The 17,072-nt window shown below is 49.0% G+C and carries 13 protein-coding genes; 5 read left to right on the plus strand and 8 right to left on the minus strand.

Features of this window, described 5'->3' with window-relative positions; translation table 11 throughout:
- The first annotated feature begins 297 nt into the window (after positions 1–297).
- From VIM87_RS04115 to VIM87_RS04125, 3 genes are all read left to right on the plus strand, one after another.
- Positions 298–1,674: a DUF1080 domain-containing protein gene (locus VIM87_RS04115; RefSeq protein ID WP_331995746.1), complete on the plus strand. Its 1,377-nt coding sequence runs from the start codon at positions 298–300 to the stop codon at positions 1,672–1,674.
- 150 nt (positions 1,675–1,824) lie between these two features.
- Complete coding sequence (locus tag VIM87_RS04120; RefSeq protein ID WP_331995747.1) at positions 1,825–3,591, plus strand: DUF885 domain-containing protein; 1,767 nt, start codon at positions 1,825–1,827, stop codon at positions 3,589–3,591.
- A gap of 501 nt (positions 3,592–4,092) precedes the next feature.
- The gene (locus VIM87_RS04125; protein ID WP_331995748.1) at positions 4,093–4,443 is read left to right on the plus strand and encodes an MmcQ/YjbR family DNA-binding protein; all 351 of its coding nucleotides are present in this window, start codon (positions 4,093–4,095) and stop codon (positions 4,441–4,443) included.
- 93 nt (positions 4,444–4,536) lie between these two features.
- On the opposite strand, the gene VIM87_RS04130 is transcribed toward VIM87_RS04125, so the two are convergent.
- The 4 genes from VIM87_RS04130 to VIM87_RS04145 all read right to left on the minus strand — a co-directional run bounded on the left by VIM87_RS04130 (position 4,537) and on the right by VIM87_RS04145 (position 9,942).
- On the minus strand, positions 4,537–5,877 hold the full coding sequence (locus VIM87_RS04130) for a Gfo/Idh/MocA family oxidoreductase (RefSeq protein ID WP_331995749.1): 1,341 nt from the start codon (positions 5,875–5,877) through the stop codon (positions 4,537–4,539).
- 208 nt (positions 5,878–6,085) lie between these two features.
- On the minus strand, positions 6,086–7,450 hold the full coding sequence (locus VIM87_RS04135; protein ID WP_331995750.1) for a nucleotide pyrophosphatase/phosphodiesterase family protein: 1,365 nt from the start codon (positions 7,448–7,450) through the stop codon (positions 6,086–6,088).
- Between the two features lie 55 nt (positions 7,451–7,505).
- The gene (gene eboE / locus VIM87_RS04140) at positions 7,506–8,717 is read right to left on the minus strand and encodes a metabolite traffic protein EboE (protein WP_331995751.1); all 1,212 of its coding nucleotides are present in this window, start codon (positions 8,715–8,717) and stop codon (positions 7,506–7,508) included.
- Between the two features lie 49 nt (positions 8,718–8,766).
- Positions 8,767–9,942, minus strand: coding sequence for a 3-dehydroquinate synthase (locus VIM87_RS04145; protein ID WP_331995752.1), 1,176 nt, complete (start codon positions 9,940–9,942; stop codon positions 8,767–8,769).
- Positions 9,943–10,388: 446 nt separating this feature from the next.
- Here VIM87_RS04145 and VIM87_RS04150 point away from each other — a divergent pair, with 446 nt between their 5' ends.
- Positions 10,389–12,356, plus strand: a complete 1,968-nt coding sequence (locus VIM87_RS04150; RefSeq protein WP_331995753.1) for a sensor histidine kinase — start codon at positions 10,389–10,391, stop codon at positions 12,354–12,356.
- Positions 12,357–12,419: 63 nt separating this feature from the next.
- Complete coding sequence (locus VIM87_RS04155; protein ID WP_331995754.1) at positions 12,420–13,058, plus strand: response regulator transcription factor; 639 nt, start codon at positions 12,420–12,422, stop codon at positions 13,056–13,058.
- Positions 13,059–13,203: 145 nt separating this feature from the next.
- Here VIM87_RS04155 and eboC read toward each other — a convergent pair whose 3' ends face one another.
- The 4 genes from eboC to VIM87_RS04175 all read right to left on the minus strand — a co-directional run.
- On the minus strand, positions 13,204–14,061 hold the full coding sequence (gene eboC / locus VIM87_RS04160) for a UbiA-like protein EboC (protein ID WP_331995758.1): 858 nt from the start codon (positions 14,059–14,061) through the stop codon (positions 13,204–13,206).
- A gap of 98 nt (positions 14,062–14,159) precedes the next feature.
- A complete protein-coding gene (locus VIM87_RS04165; protein WP_331995755.1) occupies positions 14,160–15,146 on the minus strand; it encodes a TatD family hydrolase in 987 nt (328 codons plus the stop codon).
- A 13-nt stretch (positions 15,147–15,159) separates the two neighbouring features.
- The gene (locus VIM87_RS04170; protein WP_331995756.1) at positions 15,160–16,056 is read right to left on the minus strand and encodes an EboA domain-containing protein; all 897 of its coding nucleotides are present in this window, start codon (positions 16,054–16,056) and stop codon (positions 15,160–15,162) included.
- Positions 16,057–16,264: 208 nt separating this feature from the next.
- The coding region (locus tag VIM87_RS04175; RefSeq protein WP_331995757.1) for a vanadium-dependent haloperoxidase at positions 16,265–17,072 on the minus strand (808 nt) is incomplete at its 5' end.

Raw genomic sequence — 17,072 nt, forward strand, 5'->3', positions numbered from 1 at the left:
AATCATGGTAGCCCGGAGTGGGTTTACCTGGCAAATAATCACGCAAATTTTAACAGTAATTAACACTCCTTTTTTGCAATTTTACGCAAACGGTTGCATAGACCGTTTTACAGAACAGGTAAGCATTTCAACCGGCTGTAACAACTGTCCGGCCTGATAAGTTTTCCGTTCATCACAATTTCATGCAATCGGTTGTGTATTTTCTCCCCAAATTTTATAAATTGGGTCATAATCAGCATGTAGAGAACTAAACAGACACCGCACCTGCGGCACCTGCTAAAACTATAAATACACGGGATGAAAAAATTACTAATACTCTGCAGCAGTGCACTGCTGTTACACGGCGTAGTAAGCGCCGGTACGGGCGACAAGAAAGGGCAATGGCAATCACTTTTTAACGGCAAGGACCTGAAGGGGTGGAAGCAACTGGGCGGTAAAGCTCAATACAGCGCAACAGGCAACGAAATCATCGGGACAACTGTATTAGAAACACCCAACTCCTTCCTGGCTACAGAAAAAGAATACGGCAACTTTATACTGGAACTGGAATTTAAGCTGGACAAAGAGTTTAACTCCGGCATTCAGTTCCGCAGCCAAAGCCGGCCAGACTACCAGAATGGCCGTGTGTTCGGTTACCAGATGGAGATAGACCCATCGGACAGGAAATGGAGCGGAGGTATTTATGAGGAAGGCCGCCGCGGCTGGCAGTATCCCATGGAGCTGAATCCGGCCGGACAAAACGCTTTTAAGAAAAACGACTGGAATAAATACCGTATAGAATGCAGGGGCGCTGAAATACGCACCTGGGTAAACGGTGTACCTACTGCTCATTTGGTAGATACGGCCCTGGCCAAAGGTTTCATTGCACTGCAGGTACACAGCATTGGCAACAAAGCTGATGATGCAGGTAAGAATATCCGCTGGCGTAATATCCGCATCATAGAAGATCCGGCTAATAACCAATATTCTCCTTATGATCAGATCTATGTTGTAGATAATATCCCGAACGACCTTTCCGCCCAGCAGAAAAAGAATGGTTTTCAGCTGTTATGGGATGGCAAAACCAGTAATGGCTGGAGAGGCGCGTATAAAAAAGAGTTTCCTACCGCCGGCTGGACGATGAATGACGGCACCATTACCATTCACCAGTCTAACGGGAATGAAATGGGCTCCGGGGGCGATATTGTAACCGATAAGGAATACGGCACCTTTGAGCTGGAATTTGAGTTTAAATTAACAGAAGGCGCCAACAGCGGTCTGAAATATTTCGTGAACGAGTCATATAAAACAGACGGGAAGTCAGCTATCGGGCTGGAATACCAGGTGCTGGATGATGAAAAACATCCGGATGCCAAGCTGGGGCGTGATGGGGACCGTACCCTGGCATCCCTGTATGACCTGATGCCGCGAAAACAGATAAAACAAGCGTTGAAACCGATTGGAGAATGGAATAAAGGGCGTATTATTGTGTTTCGAAATAACCATGTGGAACATTGGCTAAACGGCTTCAAAGTGCTGGAGTATGAACGTGGGTCACAGGCTTTCAAAGACTTAGTAGCCATCAGCAAATATAAAAACTGGCAAAATTTCGGCTTATGGCCGGAAGGTCACATTCTCTTACAGGATCATGGTAATGAGGTTTCCTTCCGCAGCCTGCGTATAAAAACATTATAACCGGTGCAGCGGTCTTAGTATAGTGGTAATCGATTAAGTGCATTTGCAGATCATGCTACACCGTCATTAAAAAGTTTTCATTGTTCACTGTTCTATATAAAACATTCCGATTCTTCGGAGTGTTTTTTTATTTTTAGTCAAACCTCTTCCATGATTACAATAAGATCTACTTGCTTATTACTGGCCACAGTACTGGCATTCAGCGCCTGCAGCACCCATGAGGGCGGGCAGCATACAAAGGCTGCTGCCGATTCACTCCACCATATACTTGATAAGTATTATGACGGGAAAATGCAACTGTTCCCCCTGGATGCTACTTTCAATGGCGAACATCAATATGATGGCTTACTGAATATTGATATTAGCCAGGCTTTCCGCCAGCGCGAGGATAGCTTCTTCAGCAGCTACCAGCAGCAGCTGCAGGGAGTGGATACTGCTGCTTTAACGCCCAATGACCGTATTAGCTACGATGTATTACAACGTGAATTAAACATCTCCAAAGAAGGGCTGCAGTTCCATGATTACCTGATGCCGATACAACAGTTCTGGGGGCTTACGCTTACCTTGGGGCAGCTGGGCTCCGGCACCAGCGCACAGCCGTTCAAGACCAAAGAGGATTATGAGAAGTTTATGCAGCGCATGAAAAGCTTTGCAGAATGGGGCGATACCGCTATTGCCTGCATGCGCAAAGGCATAGAAACGGGTTATGTATTACCCAAAACACTGGTGGTAAAAGTGATCCCGCAAATGAGGGACCTGGCTAAAAAAGATACCGGCAATGTTTTTTACAGCCCGCTTAAAACCCTGCCTGCCGGGGTTGACACTGCATTTGCCGGCGCCTACCGCCAAACTATTGAGCAGTATGTATTACCTACATACGCTAAGCTGCAAGCCTTTTTTGAAAAGGAGTACCTGCCCAAAGCCCGCACCAGCAGCGGCATTGGAGGCATACCGGATGGTAAGGCCTATTACGCTTACCTGATCCGCTACTGGACCACTACCGATAAAACACCGGATGAAATATTTGCTACCGGCGAAAAAGAAGTGGCGCGCATACGTGGTGAAATGGAAGAAGTAAAAAACAGCACCGGCTTTAAAGGCGACCTGCCAGCCTTTTTTGAATTTGTGCGCAATGATGCACAGTTCAAGATCTTTAAAACACCGGCACAGGTGCTGGATTCTTTTAAAGCCATTGAAAATAAGATCATGCCTAACGTGCGGCGCATATACGGGCATATTCCCAAAACACCGTTCGAGATCAGGCAAACAGAGGCTTTCCGCGCCGCATCGGCCAGTGCGGAGTATAACCAGGGCAGCGCCGATGGTACCCGCCCCGGTATTTTTTACGTACCTATCCTGAATGCCAAAGAGTTCAGCTATGTAGGTATGGAATCCCTGTTCTTACACGAAGCTATTCCGGGCCACCACTTCCAGATATCGCTGCAGCAGGAAAATGATTCCCTGCCCAAATTGCGGCGCTTTAGCTGGAACGGGGCTTACGGTGAGGGCTATGCCCTGTACTGTGAAAGCCTGGGTAAAGAGCTGGGCCTGTACACCAACCCTTACCAATACTTTGGCCGTTTGAGCGATGAAATTCACCGCGCCATTCGCCTGGTGGTGGATGTAGGTATGCACGACAAAGGCTGGAGCCGGGAGCAGGCCCTGAAATATATGCTGGATAATGAGCCTACCTCTGAACACGATGCCACGGCCGAAATAGAGCGGTACATGGCCATACCGGGGCAGGCGCTTTCCTACAAAACCGGGGAGCTGAAAATACTGGAGCTGCGGCATAAATATGAGCAGCTGCTGGGTAACCAGTTTAGCCTGAAAGACTTTCATGATGAGCTGCTGAAAGATGGCAGCGTGCCGTTAAGCATCCTGGAACAAAAAATGAAACGCCGCTTTGAAAAATAAGGCTGCGGGTTAGGTAAGCGAACCTGAAAGTTTTTTATCAAAAGGGCAATAAAACAATGCGGGCAGTGCTTAAAATTGTTTTATTGCCCTTATTGCTTGTTTAAGTAGGGCATTGTGACCACAGTTCTTATATATTCTCATTTTTATCATCTGTCATTTACAGCGCTCCTTTTCCTAAAAGGGCATACAGCCCGTTGCCAGCAGGCGTTTTTGTCAGGCCCAACATTAACAATTTTATCATTTCTGTTTGAGAAAAGATACTTAAATTTATATAGCTATACGGGATCAACACAACATTCGAGGGAACCTTCAGGTCAGAGGCAAGATTGACCATATCTTTTTATTGGACGGTTACCGACTTTCAGCCACGCTTTATTCTATGAAACGCCGCTGACTGGTTCTTGACAGTCAATCCAGCTTTCGACCTCTTCTTTTTGCGGCTTGGTGCTTTAATCAGCACAGGTTATCTTATTTTATTAACTGCTTTAACCTTGGGGCATTATGTTAGATCTTACATTCAATTACTGCCTGTCATTTCCGGGCGTAACCGCCGAAGAGAAGTGGAATGAGGAAATGTGTTTCTCTGTAGGAGAAAAGCTGTTCTGCTCCATGCGGGTGGATTCTCCGAACAAGTTGTCCTTCAAATGCACACCGGACCAATTTCACAGCCTGATAGCAAGGCCTGATATTGTGCCTATGCCCTACCTGGCCCGCTATCACTGGGTGCAGGTAAAACATCCTTCTAATTTTGACTGGAGCGAGCTGCAGGCTTTTATACAACAGGCCTATGACCTGGTTGTGAAGATGCTGCCTCCGGAAGAACGGGATGCTGTTTTAAAGGCGAGAGTTTAGATGATCTTAGATTTGGGATTTACGATTTTAGATTTATCTGCAGTAACGTCTATACTCAAATCGTAAATCTAAAATCGTAAATCGTAAATGGAATTATACTTTTGGTTCCCAGCCCTTCTCATACGTTCTGGCCCACAGCTTAGCCGCTGCGGCATCTTCCAGGATATGCCCGTTCTTAGGGTCGCAGTGTAACACACGCCCTTCCCGTTGCGCAATATTAGCCAAATGACATAATACTACTGAGGGATGCCCTACGGTTTCAACATCTGAATTCAGCTTAGCCTTACCACGAATGCTTTCCAGGAAGTTGTTGACATGAATGCCATCCAGGAACTCACCACCCGGGCTTACGGTATTGGTTACATTCTGCTGCGCATCCTGCTGTTTTACTTCTTTTACCAGCTTGCCTTTTGTATCCAGGATCTTGTAGCTATCGCCGCCGGAGTTATACAGGCTGCCCTTATCGCCAAAAATGGCGAAACCACGGCCACTGCCTTCCAGCTCAAAAGGATGACAGCTACGGCCCTCCCAGGAAATGGACTTGCCACCTTCAAATTCAAAGTTGATGGTTTGGGTATCCGGAGTTTCCCAATCATCCGGCGGGTAGGCATAACGGCCACCGGCAGAGGTTACTTTGGTAGGAAACTCCACGCCCAGGAACCAGCGCATACAATCCAGCTCGTGCGTGGCATTATTACAAACTTCGCCCGTGCCCCAATGCCAGCGCCAGTGCCAGTTATAGTGCACTATATTATCCAGGTAATCTTTACGCGGCGCAGGGCCCTGCCACAGGTTCCAGTCCAGGGTGGCGGGTACGGCAATTTTTTTACCAATGCCAATAGGCGCGCGGTTATTCACGTACCATCCACGGGCATAATATACTTTACCGATAATGCCGTCTTCCTTTACCTCTTTTGCGGCCTGCTGTAAATTGGGCCAGGAACGGCGCTGGTTGCCCATTTGCACCAGGCGGTTATGCTTGCGGGCGGCCTGTACCAGCAGCTCGCCTTCGTTCCCGTTCTGGCTGCAGGGTTTTTCAACATACACATGTTTACCGGCTGCACAGCCCATTATAGCAGCTGGTGCATGCCAATGGTCAGGGGCGGCCACTATCAGCCCATCAAAATCCTTCTTCTCCAGCAGCTTGCGAATGTCTTTAATTACTTCGGGTTTACGCTGCTGCCCGGCGCGGGCAACGGCTCTGAGGCCTTTATCAATGGCGCCGTCCTCCACATCGCATATATAACCAATTTCTGCACCGGGCAACTTAGCGGCTACCTGGGCCAGCCAGTTACCGCGTGAGTTTACACCCATTACAGCAAGTACTACTTTATTGCTGGGGGCCTTTTGGCCGAACACCGGGAAGTTAAGATAGGTAAGACCAGCGCCCATGCCCGCCATGGTACCGGTTTTTAAGAAATCTCGTCTTTTCATTACGTGTGATTTTTTAAGATGATCTCCGCAACTACAATCGGTTGCATAAAGTATAAAATAAGGGAACAAAGCATAGAAATGCAAATAATAAGTGATGAGCGAGCGATTATAGTTAACAGTGAGGAAGGGGTTTGGGTTTAAAGGGATGATGAGCATCTGTTTGTCCTACACCCTTGCAGTGTAGGACATGGTATAGGACAATAATACGTTACTGCATGGTATTCCAGATCACATCATATACATCTGTTGCTACCAGCTGCTCTTTACTCAGCGCCTGCGGGGTGATCAACACCGGATGATAGGCGCTATCTGCCGGCAAAGCGCCATGTGAGCCCTTGATCAGCGTAGCATCCAGCGGTATAACATCCATCAGGTAGCGGAAACCCATTTTCTTTTTCAGCAGCTTGCCTACGATCTTTGCTTTCACCAGCGGGTCAGCAGGGTTCAGGAACATCTCTACCGGATCATAACCGGGTTTACGGTGAATATCTACAATGCGCGCAAAGTCCGGCGCCTTATTATCATCCAACCAATAGTAATAGGTGAACCAGCTGTCGTTGTCTGCCACCAGTATATAATCACCGGCCCGCTCATGGTGCAGCTGGTGTTTACGCTTACCTTCCCGGTCCAGCACCTGGGCTACGCCCGGCACATTTTCAATAATATTCCGCACCTTTTTTGCGCTGGCCAGGTCATTGATATAAATATGCGCTATCTGGTGATCCGCTACGGCAAAGGCTTTTGAGGCGCCGGGATCCAGCAGCTCCAGTCCTCTTTCTTCACGGATCTGCAACAACCCCTCCTGCCGTAATATGCGGTTCAGGTGCACGGGGTTATTCACCGGGTTAATACCATATTCCGATAACAGGATCACCTGCGCGCCTTTCTTTTCATAGAAGGTAACCAGCTGTTTGCACACATTATCTATCTCCTGCAGCTCTTTGCTGATCTTACTTTCATCGGGCCCAAATTTTTGCAGGCAATAATCCAGGTGAGGTAAGTAAATAAGGGTAAGCGTTGGGTCGTACAGGTTATCTGTTACCTGGGAAGCATCTGCTATCCATTGAGTGGATTTAATATTTGCGCCCGGCCCCCAGAACTGGAACAGCGGAAACTGGCCGAGTTCTTTCTGTAAATGATCTCTTAAAGAAGCGGGATGCGCATAGCAGTCCGGCATTTTACGCCCGTCTGAAAGGTACTGCGGGCGCGGAGTTACAGAGTAATCTGCCGTGGAGTACATATTGTACCACCAGAACATTTTTGCGCAGGTAAAATCCGGCTGCAGGCGGCGGGCCTTTTCCCAGATCTTCTCGCTTTGTACCAGTTTGTTGGATTGTTTCCAGAACTTTACTTCACAATCTTCCCGGTCATACCATCCATTGCCAACAATGCCATGTTCTGCGGGCCATTTACCGGTTACATAGGTGCTTTGGACTGCGGTGGTTACGGCGGGTAACATGGGCTTTACCGTAGCCAGGTGATGCTGTTGTACATATTGCTGTAAAAATGGTGTATGCCTGCCTATTACTGATGTAGACAGCCCTACTACATCCAACACTACTGTTTTTCTCATAGAACATTGATATGACCGTACTTACAAATCCTTAAACAAAGCTATAATGAATGCTTTATAATTCCAACTGTTGTTGTACCCAGGCCAATTCACGTGCAATAGACTGGTCCATTGGCAGCTTCAGATCCGGCGGTAATACTTCCCAGGTGTAGGTTTCCACTTCCAGGTGGGTGGTAAAGAGCTGCGTTTGCTGCAGCGCCAGCACCTGCTGAATATCTTCCCGCGTGGCTGACAGTAAACCGTAATGGTCTATGAACAGGGGTACGTGAAAATGCGAACGCCATTCCTGTACCTGCGGGTTCTCTGCATCGGCCAGCGCTTCCGGCAGATCAGGATAATGCGTATAGCCGTTACCGGTACGCGCTATTACCTGGTGTAAATAAGTGGGCTCATTAAAGGTGCGGAAAGCATCTATAACATTGGCGCGCTCCTGGCTGCCGGCTGCCGGCAGTAAGGCTTTCAGCGCTGCGCTTATCTGCAGCTTACCTATTTTAAGGCCATACTGCCGCATGATATTCAACACGGCCTCCGGCTGCTCATAGGCCAGCGCAAAGTGGCACACATCGTAACACAGCTGCACATGATCTTTGAGCATTTGAGCTGCTGCATCTTCCGTTACACCTAATTTATCTGACAGGAAAGGAATGCCTGCTGGCATCAGCTGCTGAAAATACCAGTCAATATATTCCTGCGAATTTTCCAGCATGCCATCCGGCTCGGGCTCTATATCTATATGCAGCAAAGGCCCGCCGGAACGGCGTATACGGGCCAGCTGCTCTACTACTAATAACAGGTTTAAGGTAGCGCTTTCTGTAACGGATGCTTTTTCTTCGGCACAGCGGTTCCATAATTTATATGACAGGGGGCAGGTGGATACCCCGCCTTCCATACCTTCCGGCAACAGCGCTGCCAGTAAGCGGAACAGGCGAATGGTATAGGTTACACGGTCGCCGGTGGTCCAGTCAGGTACATGCACCTGGTCTTTTACCGTTACGTTATGGAAGCCGCCGTAAGGGAAACCATTCATGGTAAACACATAACAGCCCTGCTGCTGCAGCCAGTCTTTAAACTCCTGCAAAGCCGCTTCCTTACTCAGCTCCAGGCTGGCCTTGTTGGAAAGACGCAGGCCAATGCCAAAAGGCTGATCCGGGCCTAAGGCAGCTTTTACCAATGGTATATGCAGCTGCAGCTGTTTAAAATGCGCGTCCCAGTTTTCACCGGGGTGTATATTAGTGCAGTAGGTAAGATGACCGTAAGGTGTTTGCATAGTTACAGTTCTTTTGATGCGTACTTAGTGGTACATACAATACATTATTTTATTCACCGGCTGCTGATAGTTTTTTGAGTATTTCACCGGCCTGTTGCAGCAGTGTTATATTCATATCATTTACCTCGGCACCATAACCAATGCCTTTGAGCTGGCAAATGGTAAGGCGGCCGCCCAGGTGCTCACGAAACTCTTCCAGCCCTTTTATTACCGGCGATGTGGCGCCAGTCTGCATATCCAGCAGGGGATGATAAATGGGCAGGCTCATTTCCTGCAATAAGTGCAGGATGCGGTTTGTTGCATCCTTATCCAGCCAGCCTAACAGCTGCGTATATACGCTGTCTAAAGCAATACCTATAGCTACCGCTTCGCCATGGCGCAGGGTAAAGTTTGTAAGCTGCTCCAGCTTATGCCCGCTCCAATGACCAAAGTCCAGCGGGCGGGATGAGCCGCTTTCAAACGGGTCGCCTGCGCCGCCAATATGGCTCAAATGCAGCTCTGCACAGCGGTATACCAGCTGCTGCATGGCTTCCATATCGCGGTTGGCCAGGGCTGTTACTTCCCGTTCCATCCACTCAAAAAAAGCGGCATCTTTTATCAGCGCTACTTTTACTGCTTCTACCATGCCGGCGTTCCAGTCACGGTCTTCCAGGGTGGTTAGAAAATGTGCGTCGTTGAACACGGCAGCGGGTGGCGCAAAAGCGCCTAAGAAATTCTTTTTGCCTTTATAGTTAATGCCGTTCTTCACTCCTACACCGGAATCGTTCTGCGATAATACGGTAGTGGGTATACGAATATGCCGCACCCCGCGGTGCGATACTGCTGCGGCAAAACCTACCAGGTCCAGCACAGAGCCGCCGCCAATGCCTATTACAAAAGAGTGGCGGTCAATGGCATATTTGTCAATGGCATCCACCAAACGGAAAAACAGCGCTTCATCATTCTTCACGGCTTCCCCACCGGGAATAATAATGATCTCCGGGGCCAGCTCAAAACCGGGTATATTTTGCAGGTAAGCGCCTGCCTGCTGCTGCAGGTAGGGGTGCTGCTGCCATACCCCTTCATCGGCCACTACCAGCAGCCGCTTTTGATAATAGGGACTGCCCTGCTCCTGCAGGTAGGCCGACAGTGTATTATTATCTGGGCTAAAAATATGATGGGTAAAGAAAACCCGGTAAGCATAGTTTACCTGGAATGACTGCTGGATATAATTGCTGATCTGCATCTCCCAAACTCCTTTCTGTTGAATAAGTTTAAAATATCAAAGTACAAAAATATCTAAAATTAGCCGGGGCAGAGGCCGCAATTATTTTAACGGTAAAAAGCCCCGGTAAATACCGGGGCCGGGTGTTTTGAGGGCATTACCTATGCCTCTTATCTATATGCAGAGATTATTGGATCCTTAAGGCTGTAAAGTAAGCGGATTTTCAGCGGGCCCATAAGCGTAGTAATCCCCAATTTCCGTGTTACGTATTAGTACGTAAAAGATCAGCACTGTTCCCTCTTGTGCATCTAAACTGAAATAACGACTTTTGCACCGGACAATACATTTAAAACATTACTACCCAATTGTTAACCCTGTAACAAAGCTGTAGGTTTTTCGTGCATATAATTTGTTGCAATAGCGCTCCGGCGCATATTGTGGGGTACGCCAACACCAAGATCACAGGTATGAACAGGATTTTTATTTACATACTGTTATGCTGCTTCACGGGCGCTTATGTCCGTGCCCAGCAACCGTTGCACAAAGACAGCTTATACCGCCTCATGCAACGTCAGCCGGCTGATACCAACAGTGTAATGGCCTGCTTTCATTATGGCGACCTGTATTACCCGGAGCAGCTGGACAGCGCAGCCTTCTTTTACCGGAAGGGTCTGCATCTGGCGCAGCAAATACGCTACCAGCGCGGCGTAGCTCTTTTTACATCCTATTATGTATTTGTGCTGAACCAGCGTGGGGAGTATACCAAAGCCCTGCACCTGGTAAGCCAGGCGGCTATTATTTTTAAGGCCCTGAAAGATGAGCCTAACCTGCTGGCGGCTTACAATAATATTGGCAATGCATACCAGAATATGGGCGCCTTCCCGGAAGCGGTGCGCTACTACCTGCTGGCTATAACGCTGGGTGAAAAACATAAGAACAATAAACAGCTGACCAAGCTATATAATAACCTGGCCTCCGTATTTTTTAATACCGGGGATTATGATAAGAGCCACCTTTACGCCACCCGTGCCCTTGCATTGTCGCGGGCCCTTAAAGATACCGCCCGTATTGCCTCAGCGCTGGTGAACCTGGGCGGGGCCCTTACCCGGCAAAAGCACATTCCCGAGGCAATAGCCACCTACCAGGAGGTGATACAGCTGGGACGTTACCTGGGCGACAGTACGCTGGTAATGGATGGGCTGATCAATACCGGCAGCATTTACTCTGACCTGAACCAGCATCAGAAAGCCCTGCACCAGTATGAGCAAACCATGGCCATTACAGACACTTATGATGACCAGGACTACCGCTTATACGCACAGCTGGGCTTTGGGCAGGAGCTGCTGAAAACCGGGCAGGCAGCCAAAGCAGATAAGGTGATTGCCGCTACCATTGCACTGGCCCAACGTATGCAGGCTAATGATGAATTGCGCCAAACCTACCAAACAGCGGCGGAAGTAAAAGAAGCGCTGAACCAGCCGGCACAGGCGCTGCAATACCGTAAGCTATATGAAGCGCTGAATGATACGCTGTTAGGCGTCAGCACCCGCAAACAGGTGCATCAGCTGGAAATAGCTTATCAAACGGCGGAAAAAGATAAAGCACTTGCGGAGAAGCAGTTGCTGCTTACACAAAAAGACCTCGAGCTGGCATCCAAAGCCAAATGGCAGGCTATTTTCCTGCTGGCCATTGGGTTGCTGGCGGCGCTGGCCTTCCTGTTCTGGTACCGCTACCGGCAACGGAATAAGCTGCAGGCGCAACAGCTGCAAACACTGGAAAAGGAAAAAACCGTGCAGGTACTGGAAGCCCTGATGCAGGGCGAGGAAAAGGAAAGGGTGCGCCTGTCAAAAGACCTGCATGATGGTGTGGGCGGGCTGCTATCTGCCGTAAAAATGCACTTCAGCGCCATCCGGCAAAACCAGGAAGTATTAAAACAGAACCCGGCGTATACCCATGCCATTGGCCTGCTGGATGACGCCATTACGGATATACGAAAAACCGCCCATAACCTGATGCCGGAAACCCTGTACCGGCTGGGATTAAAGGAGGCGCTGGAAACATTCTGCAAGAACATCAGCTACTCCGGCACGCTGCAGGTAAGCTTTTATACCAACGGGGATATTGGCCGGTTCAAGCCCAACTTTGAACTGTCGGTATACCGCATTGTGCAGGAGCTGGTGAATAATATTATTAAACACTCAAAGGCCAGCGAGGCCCTGGTGCAGCTAACCCAGCACGATGGTACTCTGGCCATTACGGTAGAGGATAACGGCATAGGCTTTAACCAACAGCATGTGCAGCAGCATGGCAATGGCCTTATTAGCCTGCAGTCGCGCATACGGGCGCTGAATGGCAACATTGCCATTGATGCGGCCAGCGGGCAGGGTACTACCGCATACATTGAATTTGACGTAAGCATTGTAACTAATAATTAGCTGTAAACGGCCAATCTTCCGCATTAAGTAACCCGTTTACAGTGTAGCCATAATTTAAACTATATGCAGATTAAAGTGGCCATTACTGATGATCATTTACTGGTGATCAATGGCATAAAAACCATGCTGGCGCCCTATGCGCATATTTCCGTTGTTTATGAAACCACAGACCCGGGTCAATTACTAAACGGGCTTGGCACCAACCCGCCCCACGTGCTGTTGCTGGATATACAGATGCCCGGTATGGATGGGATGGAGCTTTGCCGGCAGGTGCAGAAAGCATATCCTGATATTAAGGTGATTGCCATCAGCAGCTTTATGGAAACCCATTACATTAAACAAATGCTGCGTAATGGCGCAGCCGGCTACCTGCTGAAAAACACCGACCCCATTACACTGGCAACCGCCATTGAAAAAGTACATGCAGGCGAACAGTTCCTGGATGATTCCCTGAAACAAAGCCTGCTGGATGAAGTGCTGACCGGCCAGAAAAGGAACAGCTATGAAATACCGTTGACCCGCCGGGAAAAAGAAATACTGAAACTAATAGCAGAAGAACATTCCAACCAGGAAATAGCGGATATGCTGTTCATTAGCCTGCGCACGGTAGAAACGCACCGTTTGAACCTGACCCAGAAGCTGGCGGTGAAGAATACGGCCGGATTGGTGAAGGAGGCGATACGGAGAGGGTTGCTGGATTAATGTGCAGATGTGCAAATGTGCAGATATGCAGATGGGGGAATGTGCTGATGTGCTAATATGCTAATGTGCTGGTGAGTATTGTGTATAAATGTTTTCACGTAATACTCCATTTGCACACCTGCACATTTGCATATTTGCACATTGATCAGGTTACTGCAAAGGCTTTTGCCAACAGCACCGATAACGGCAGCAGCAATAAGATCAGCAATGCATATGGCCAGGAGCCAAAAGCCGCTGCCCAGGCGGCATCCATAGCTATGAGGGCAAGAATGCCTCCTTTAACGGCCTTCCCAATATTAGGCCCGCTGGGATCTTTCATGGCACGGATCAGGGGTGCATTGATCATTACGATCATTAATACTAAAAAGGGTAATGCAGGTAATAAATGATTGTTAGCCACGGCCAGTACCCCGATAGTGCCATATACAAATGCATAACACACAGCGGTTATACGCAAAGTTTTAATACTGCCGCCATACACCTCTCCGCGGCTGATGGCTGTTACCGCCGCAATGTAAATAACAGGTATTACGGCCAGCCAGGTATAATGTTGTAATACGGGTTCAATTAAACTAATGCCCAGCAGCAGGTTCAGGCCACGGCACAGGCCCATGTTCACCGGCCCCCAGCTGAGGTGCTTACCCCATTTATTATAAATAAGCGCGGAAGCCATAATGGCAAGGGCTATGTAACCGGCAGCACGGCCTACGGTAAATGCTGCCAGTATGCCTAACAGGAACAGATAGCTGCCCAGGATCACTGCCTGTGTTTTTGTTATCAGCCCGCTGGGAATGGGCCTTTCGGGCCGTTCAATTTTATCGAGGGATGCGTCAAATACATCGTTGAACACTACGCCGCCGCCATACAGGCCTACAGTGGCCAGGCACAAACAGGCTACGGGTAACAGATCCAGGTAGTTTGTATATGCTTTGTGCAAAAAACCGGAAACAGCTATCCCTGCCAGTATATCTGCTACTGCGGTTAACAAATTGGCTGGTCGCACCAACTTCAAATAACCCAACGATTTGCTAAGTATATAACTACTCACCGGTTATAGGGGTTTTATCAATAAATCTGCGTTTCTCCATACAATCCTTTACGTTAGCGGATCCGCATAGTGTTCTTGTCCATCCGCGGCTGCTGGCCACCTCTTAGCACTGTGCTTCCGTTAAATTTTTCACTCTGATCTACTGTTTTCACCTTTTCAAAGTCGGCCTCATTAATCTGGCCGCTTTGGGCAAAGGCTGTTATAGCGTTCCGGTAAGTTACCAAATGAATATCATGCAAGTCAATACCACTTTCGTGCATTAATGCTGCTGTTTTTGGAACTGCCAGGGGATCGCTGATGCCCCAGTCGGCCGCAGAATTAATCATAATACGCTCGCTGCCATATTGTTTTACTACTTCCACCATGCGCTCATTACCCATTTTAGTAAAGGGGTAAATAGTGAATGCAGCCCAGAAACCGCGGTCTAACACTTCTTTTACGGTTTCTTCATTATTATGGTCTACGATCACCATAGCGGGATCCAGGCCATGTTCTATGGCAATATCCATACTGCGTTGGGTACCTTGTTTTTTATCGCGGTGCGGCGTATGGATCTGTACGGGTAAATTGGCTTCCTTAGCCAGCTCCAGCTGGGCGCGGTAATACTTTTCTTCCAGGGCCGTCTGGTCATCAAAACCAATTTCGCCTACGCCTACTACGCCCTCTTTGTAAATGAAAAGGGGCAGTATTTCCATTACGGCTTCTGCTAACTTTTCGTTGTTGGCTTCCTTGGAATTAAGGCCTATGGTGCAATAGTGTTTTATCCCAAACTGGCCTGCCCTGAACCTTTCCCAGCCAATAAGGCTGCTGAAATAATCACGGAAGGTATCTACCCCGGTACGGGGCTGTCCCAGCCAGAAGGCGGGTTCTATTATTGCGGTGACCCCGGCATCTGCCATGGCCTGGTAATCGTCTGTAGTACGGGAAGTCATATGCACATGCGGATCAAAGAAACGCATTCCCTTAATATGCTCCAGGTAATCCGGCAGCACGGATAATGGCTGCAGGTCCTTTTCTGATAACTGATGACTATAACACATGGAAAATCTCTTTTTAGTTCACTTGTTTTGCTGCTACCCGGCCCCAGCTTAACAGGCCTTCCTTTATTTCCTGTTCCAGCACCGGCGCCTGCTGCAACAGTGCGCGGGCGGGTGCATACGTGGAATAATAACAGGTGAGTGCAGCGGCTTCCTTTTCAATATTTTCTGCGGAATGCCATACCCTTTGTATATCCGGCATATTGGCATCATTAATAAAACGGGTTACCAGGCGCCAGAGCATGGGATTTACCGGGCGGCCGGCAGCCCAGCGCTCATGCGCATAATCAATAAGAATGGCGGCCAGCTTTGCATTGGCCCGCTCATCCAGGCCTATAATGTCATGGACGGCTTTCTCTGTAAAAAATGCTTTCAGCACCAGCTGGTTCCAGGCCGGTTCATCCAGGTACCGGGCCGGGTATGGGTTGTGCAGCATAATGGCTTCCAGCACCGTGCCTATATTAGAGCGGATGCCTTCCGAAGTGCGCAGCTTCCATTCCTGCGCCCAGGGCAGCAGGGGCAGTGCGCCATACAGCGCTACCAGCTCATTCATTTCAGCGGCGTTAAACAGCCCTTCTATGGTTTGCACGTAATTGCTCCGGTCATTTGCCGGCCATTGTAATAACCACCAGGTACGCGCCAGCCGGTCTAACGTATATCCCTGTACGAAGAATCCATGAGCGGTTTCCTGTAACTCATGGTTAGTACCGGCAGGTAATGTGACAATCTGTTTCCCGGTAAAACGCGGAATAGCACTAAAGGTCAGATTAAACTGTTGTACGGATGCTGTATCCTGCAGCACTTTACTGCGTTGCGCCAGCCAGGAAAGGGCCTGACCGGTACTGTGCTGCTCAATAATAGCATATAGATAAGCGCTCACCTTATCTCTGTCATAGTCATATGGTTGCTCCATTGCGCCTGTATTCTGATCGCGAAAAATAGGTGATCAAGGGGATAAAGATAGCAGAATTTGATGAACGGATAAAAAAGCGGAAAGCATAAAGGAGAAAGCGGAAAGGTGGCTGGGAGCGTAGGAGTTCCCGCTGCGGCCGGCGCCGGAATGGCGGCTGGTGAGCAGGTGTATGAAAATGAATGCCTGGTGTGACAGCACCTGTCAGGATCTACCGTTTAGCCTTATGTATAGCGGCGTGCGGAGGGGCAGTGGTGTTTTGCGCTACCGGCTCGCCGGCGGTGCGCACCTGCATTTTTTGTACAATGAATGCGCCAATGCTCCGGCCCTGCTGCAACCCGTTCTCTATAGATGAGCGGTAATGAATGCCACCGTATAAACGGCTGATGCCGGCCTCATTTGCCGCCTGTGTGAACGAGGTAAAGCTGCGCTGCCCGGCGCCGTATTCCACTTCCGTAGTGTCTGCAAAGGCCACATTATCGCCATACAGCCGGGTAAGTGTAACGGCTGCTGCGCCGGATATTACACTATGGCCACTGGTATATTCCGGGAAAGGCGGTGTTTGCAGCAGCGGCTCCCAGCCGGGGTCTACCAGCTGGTTTATGACCGTTTGCGGACGTATTACCCGGCTGCGGTACTTCTCATCCCAACAGGCAATAAAGGCATCCAGTAAGGTAGCGGCGGTTAATGCATAGGCTTGTGCGGTTTGCACATATCCTGCTTTGGCCTGCCGGGAGGCAATGGCTGCAATGCCCATCCAATGGCCGCCCGGGGTAATTTTTTTAGTGGCAAACATAGCGTGGCCGGTATGGTGCATTACATAGGGATTGCAGTCCCAGAAGCTGGCAATGGCTATTTGCTCTTTACTTAAATGTGTACAGGTATGGTATACTTCCATCATTTCCCGGTAAAAACGGCTGGTGGTATCCGCCTCATTATACTTATTGGCGGGCAGGGGCTTGAACTGGCTGCAGGTATCCAGCATAAAGGGGTGAATGCTGCTCCAGTAAGGTTCTACC

Origin of the sequence: Chitinophaga sp. (assembly GCF_036569125.1) — a bacterium.
In the GTDB taxonomy this organism is placed as follows: Bacteria; Bacteroidota; Bacteroidia; order Chitinophagales; family Chitinophagaceae; genus Chitinophaga.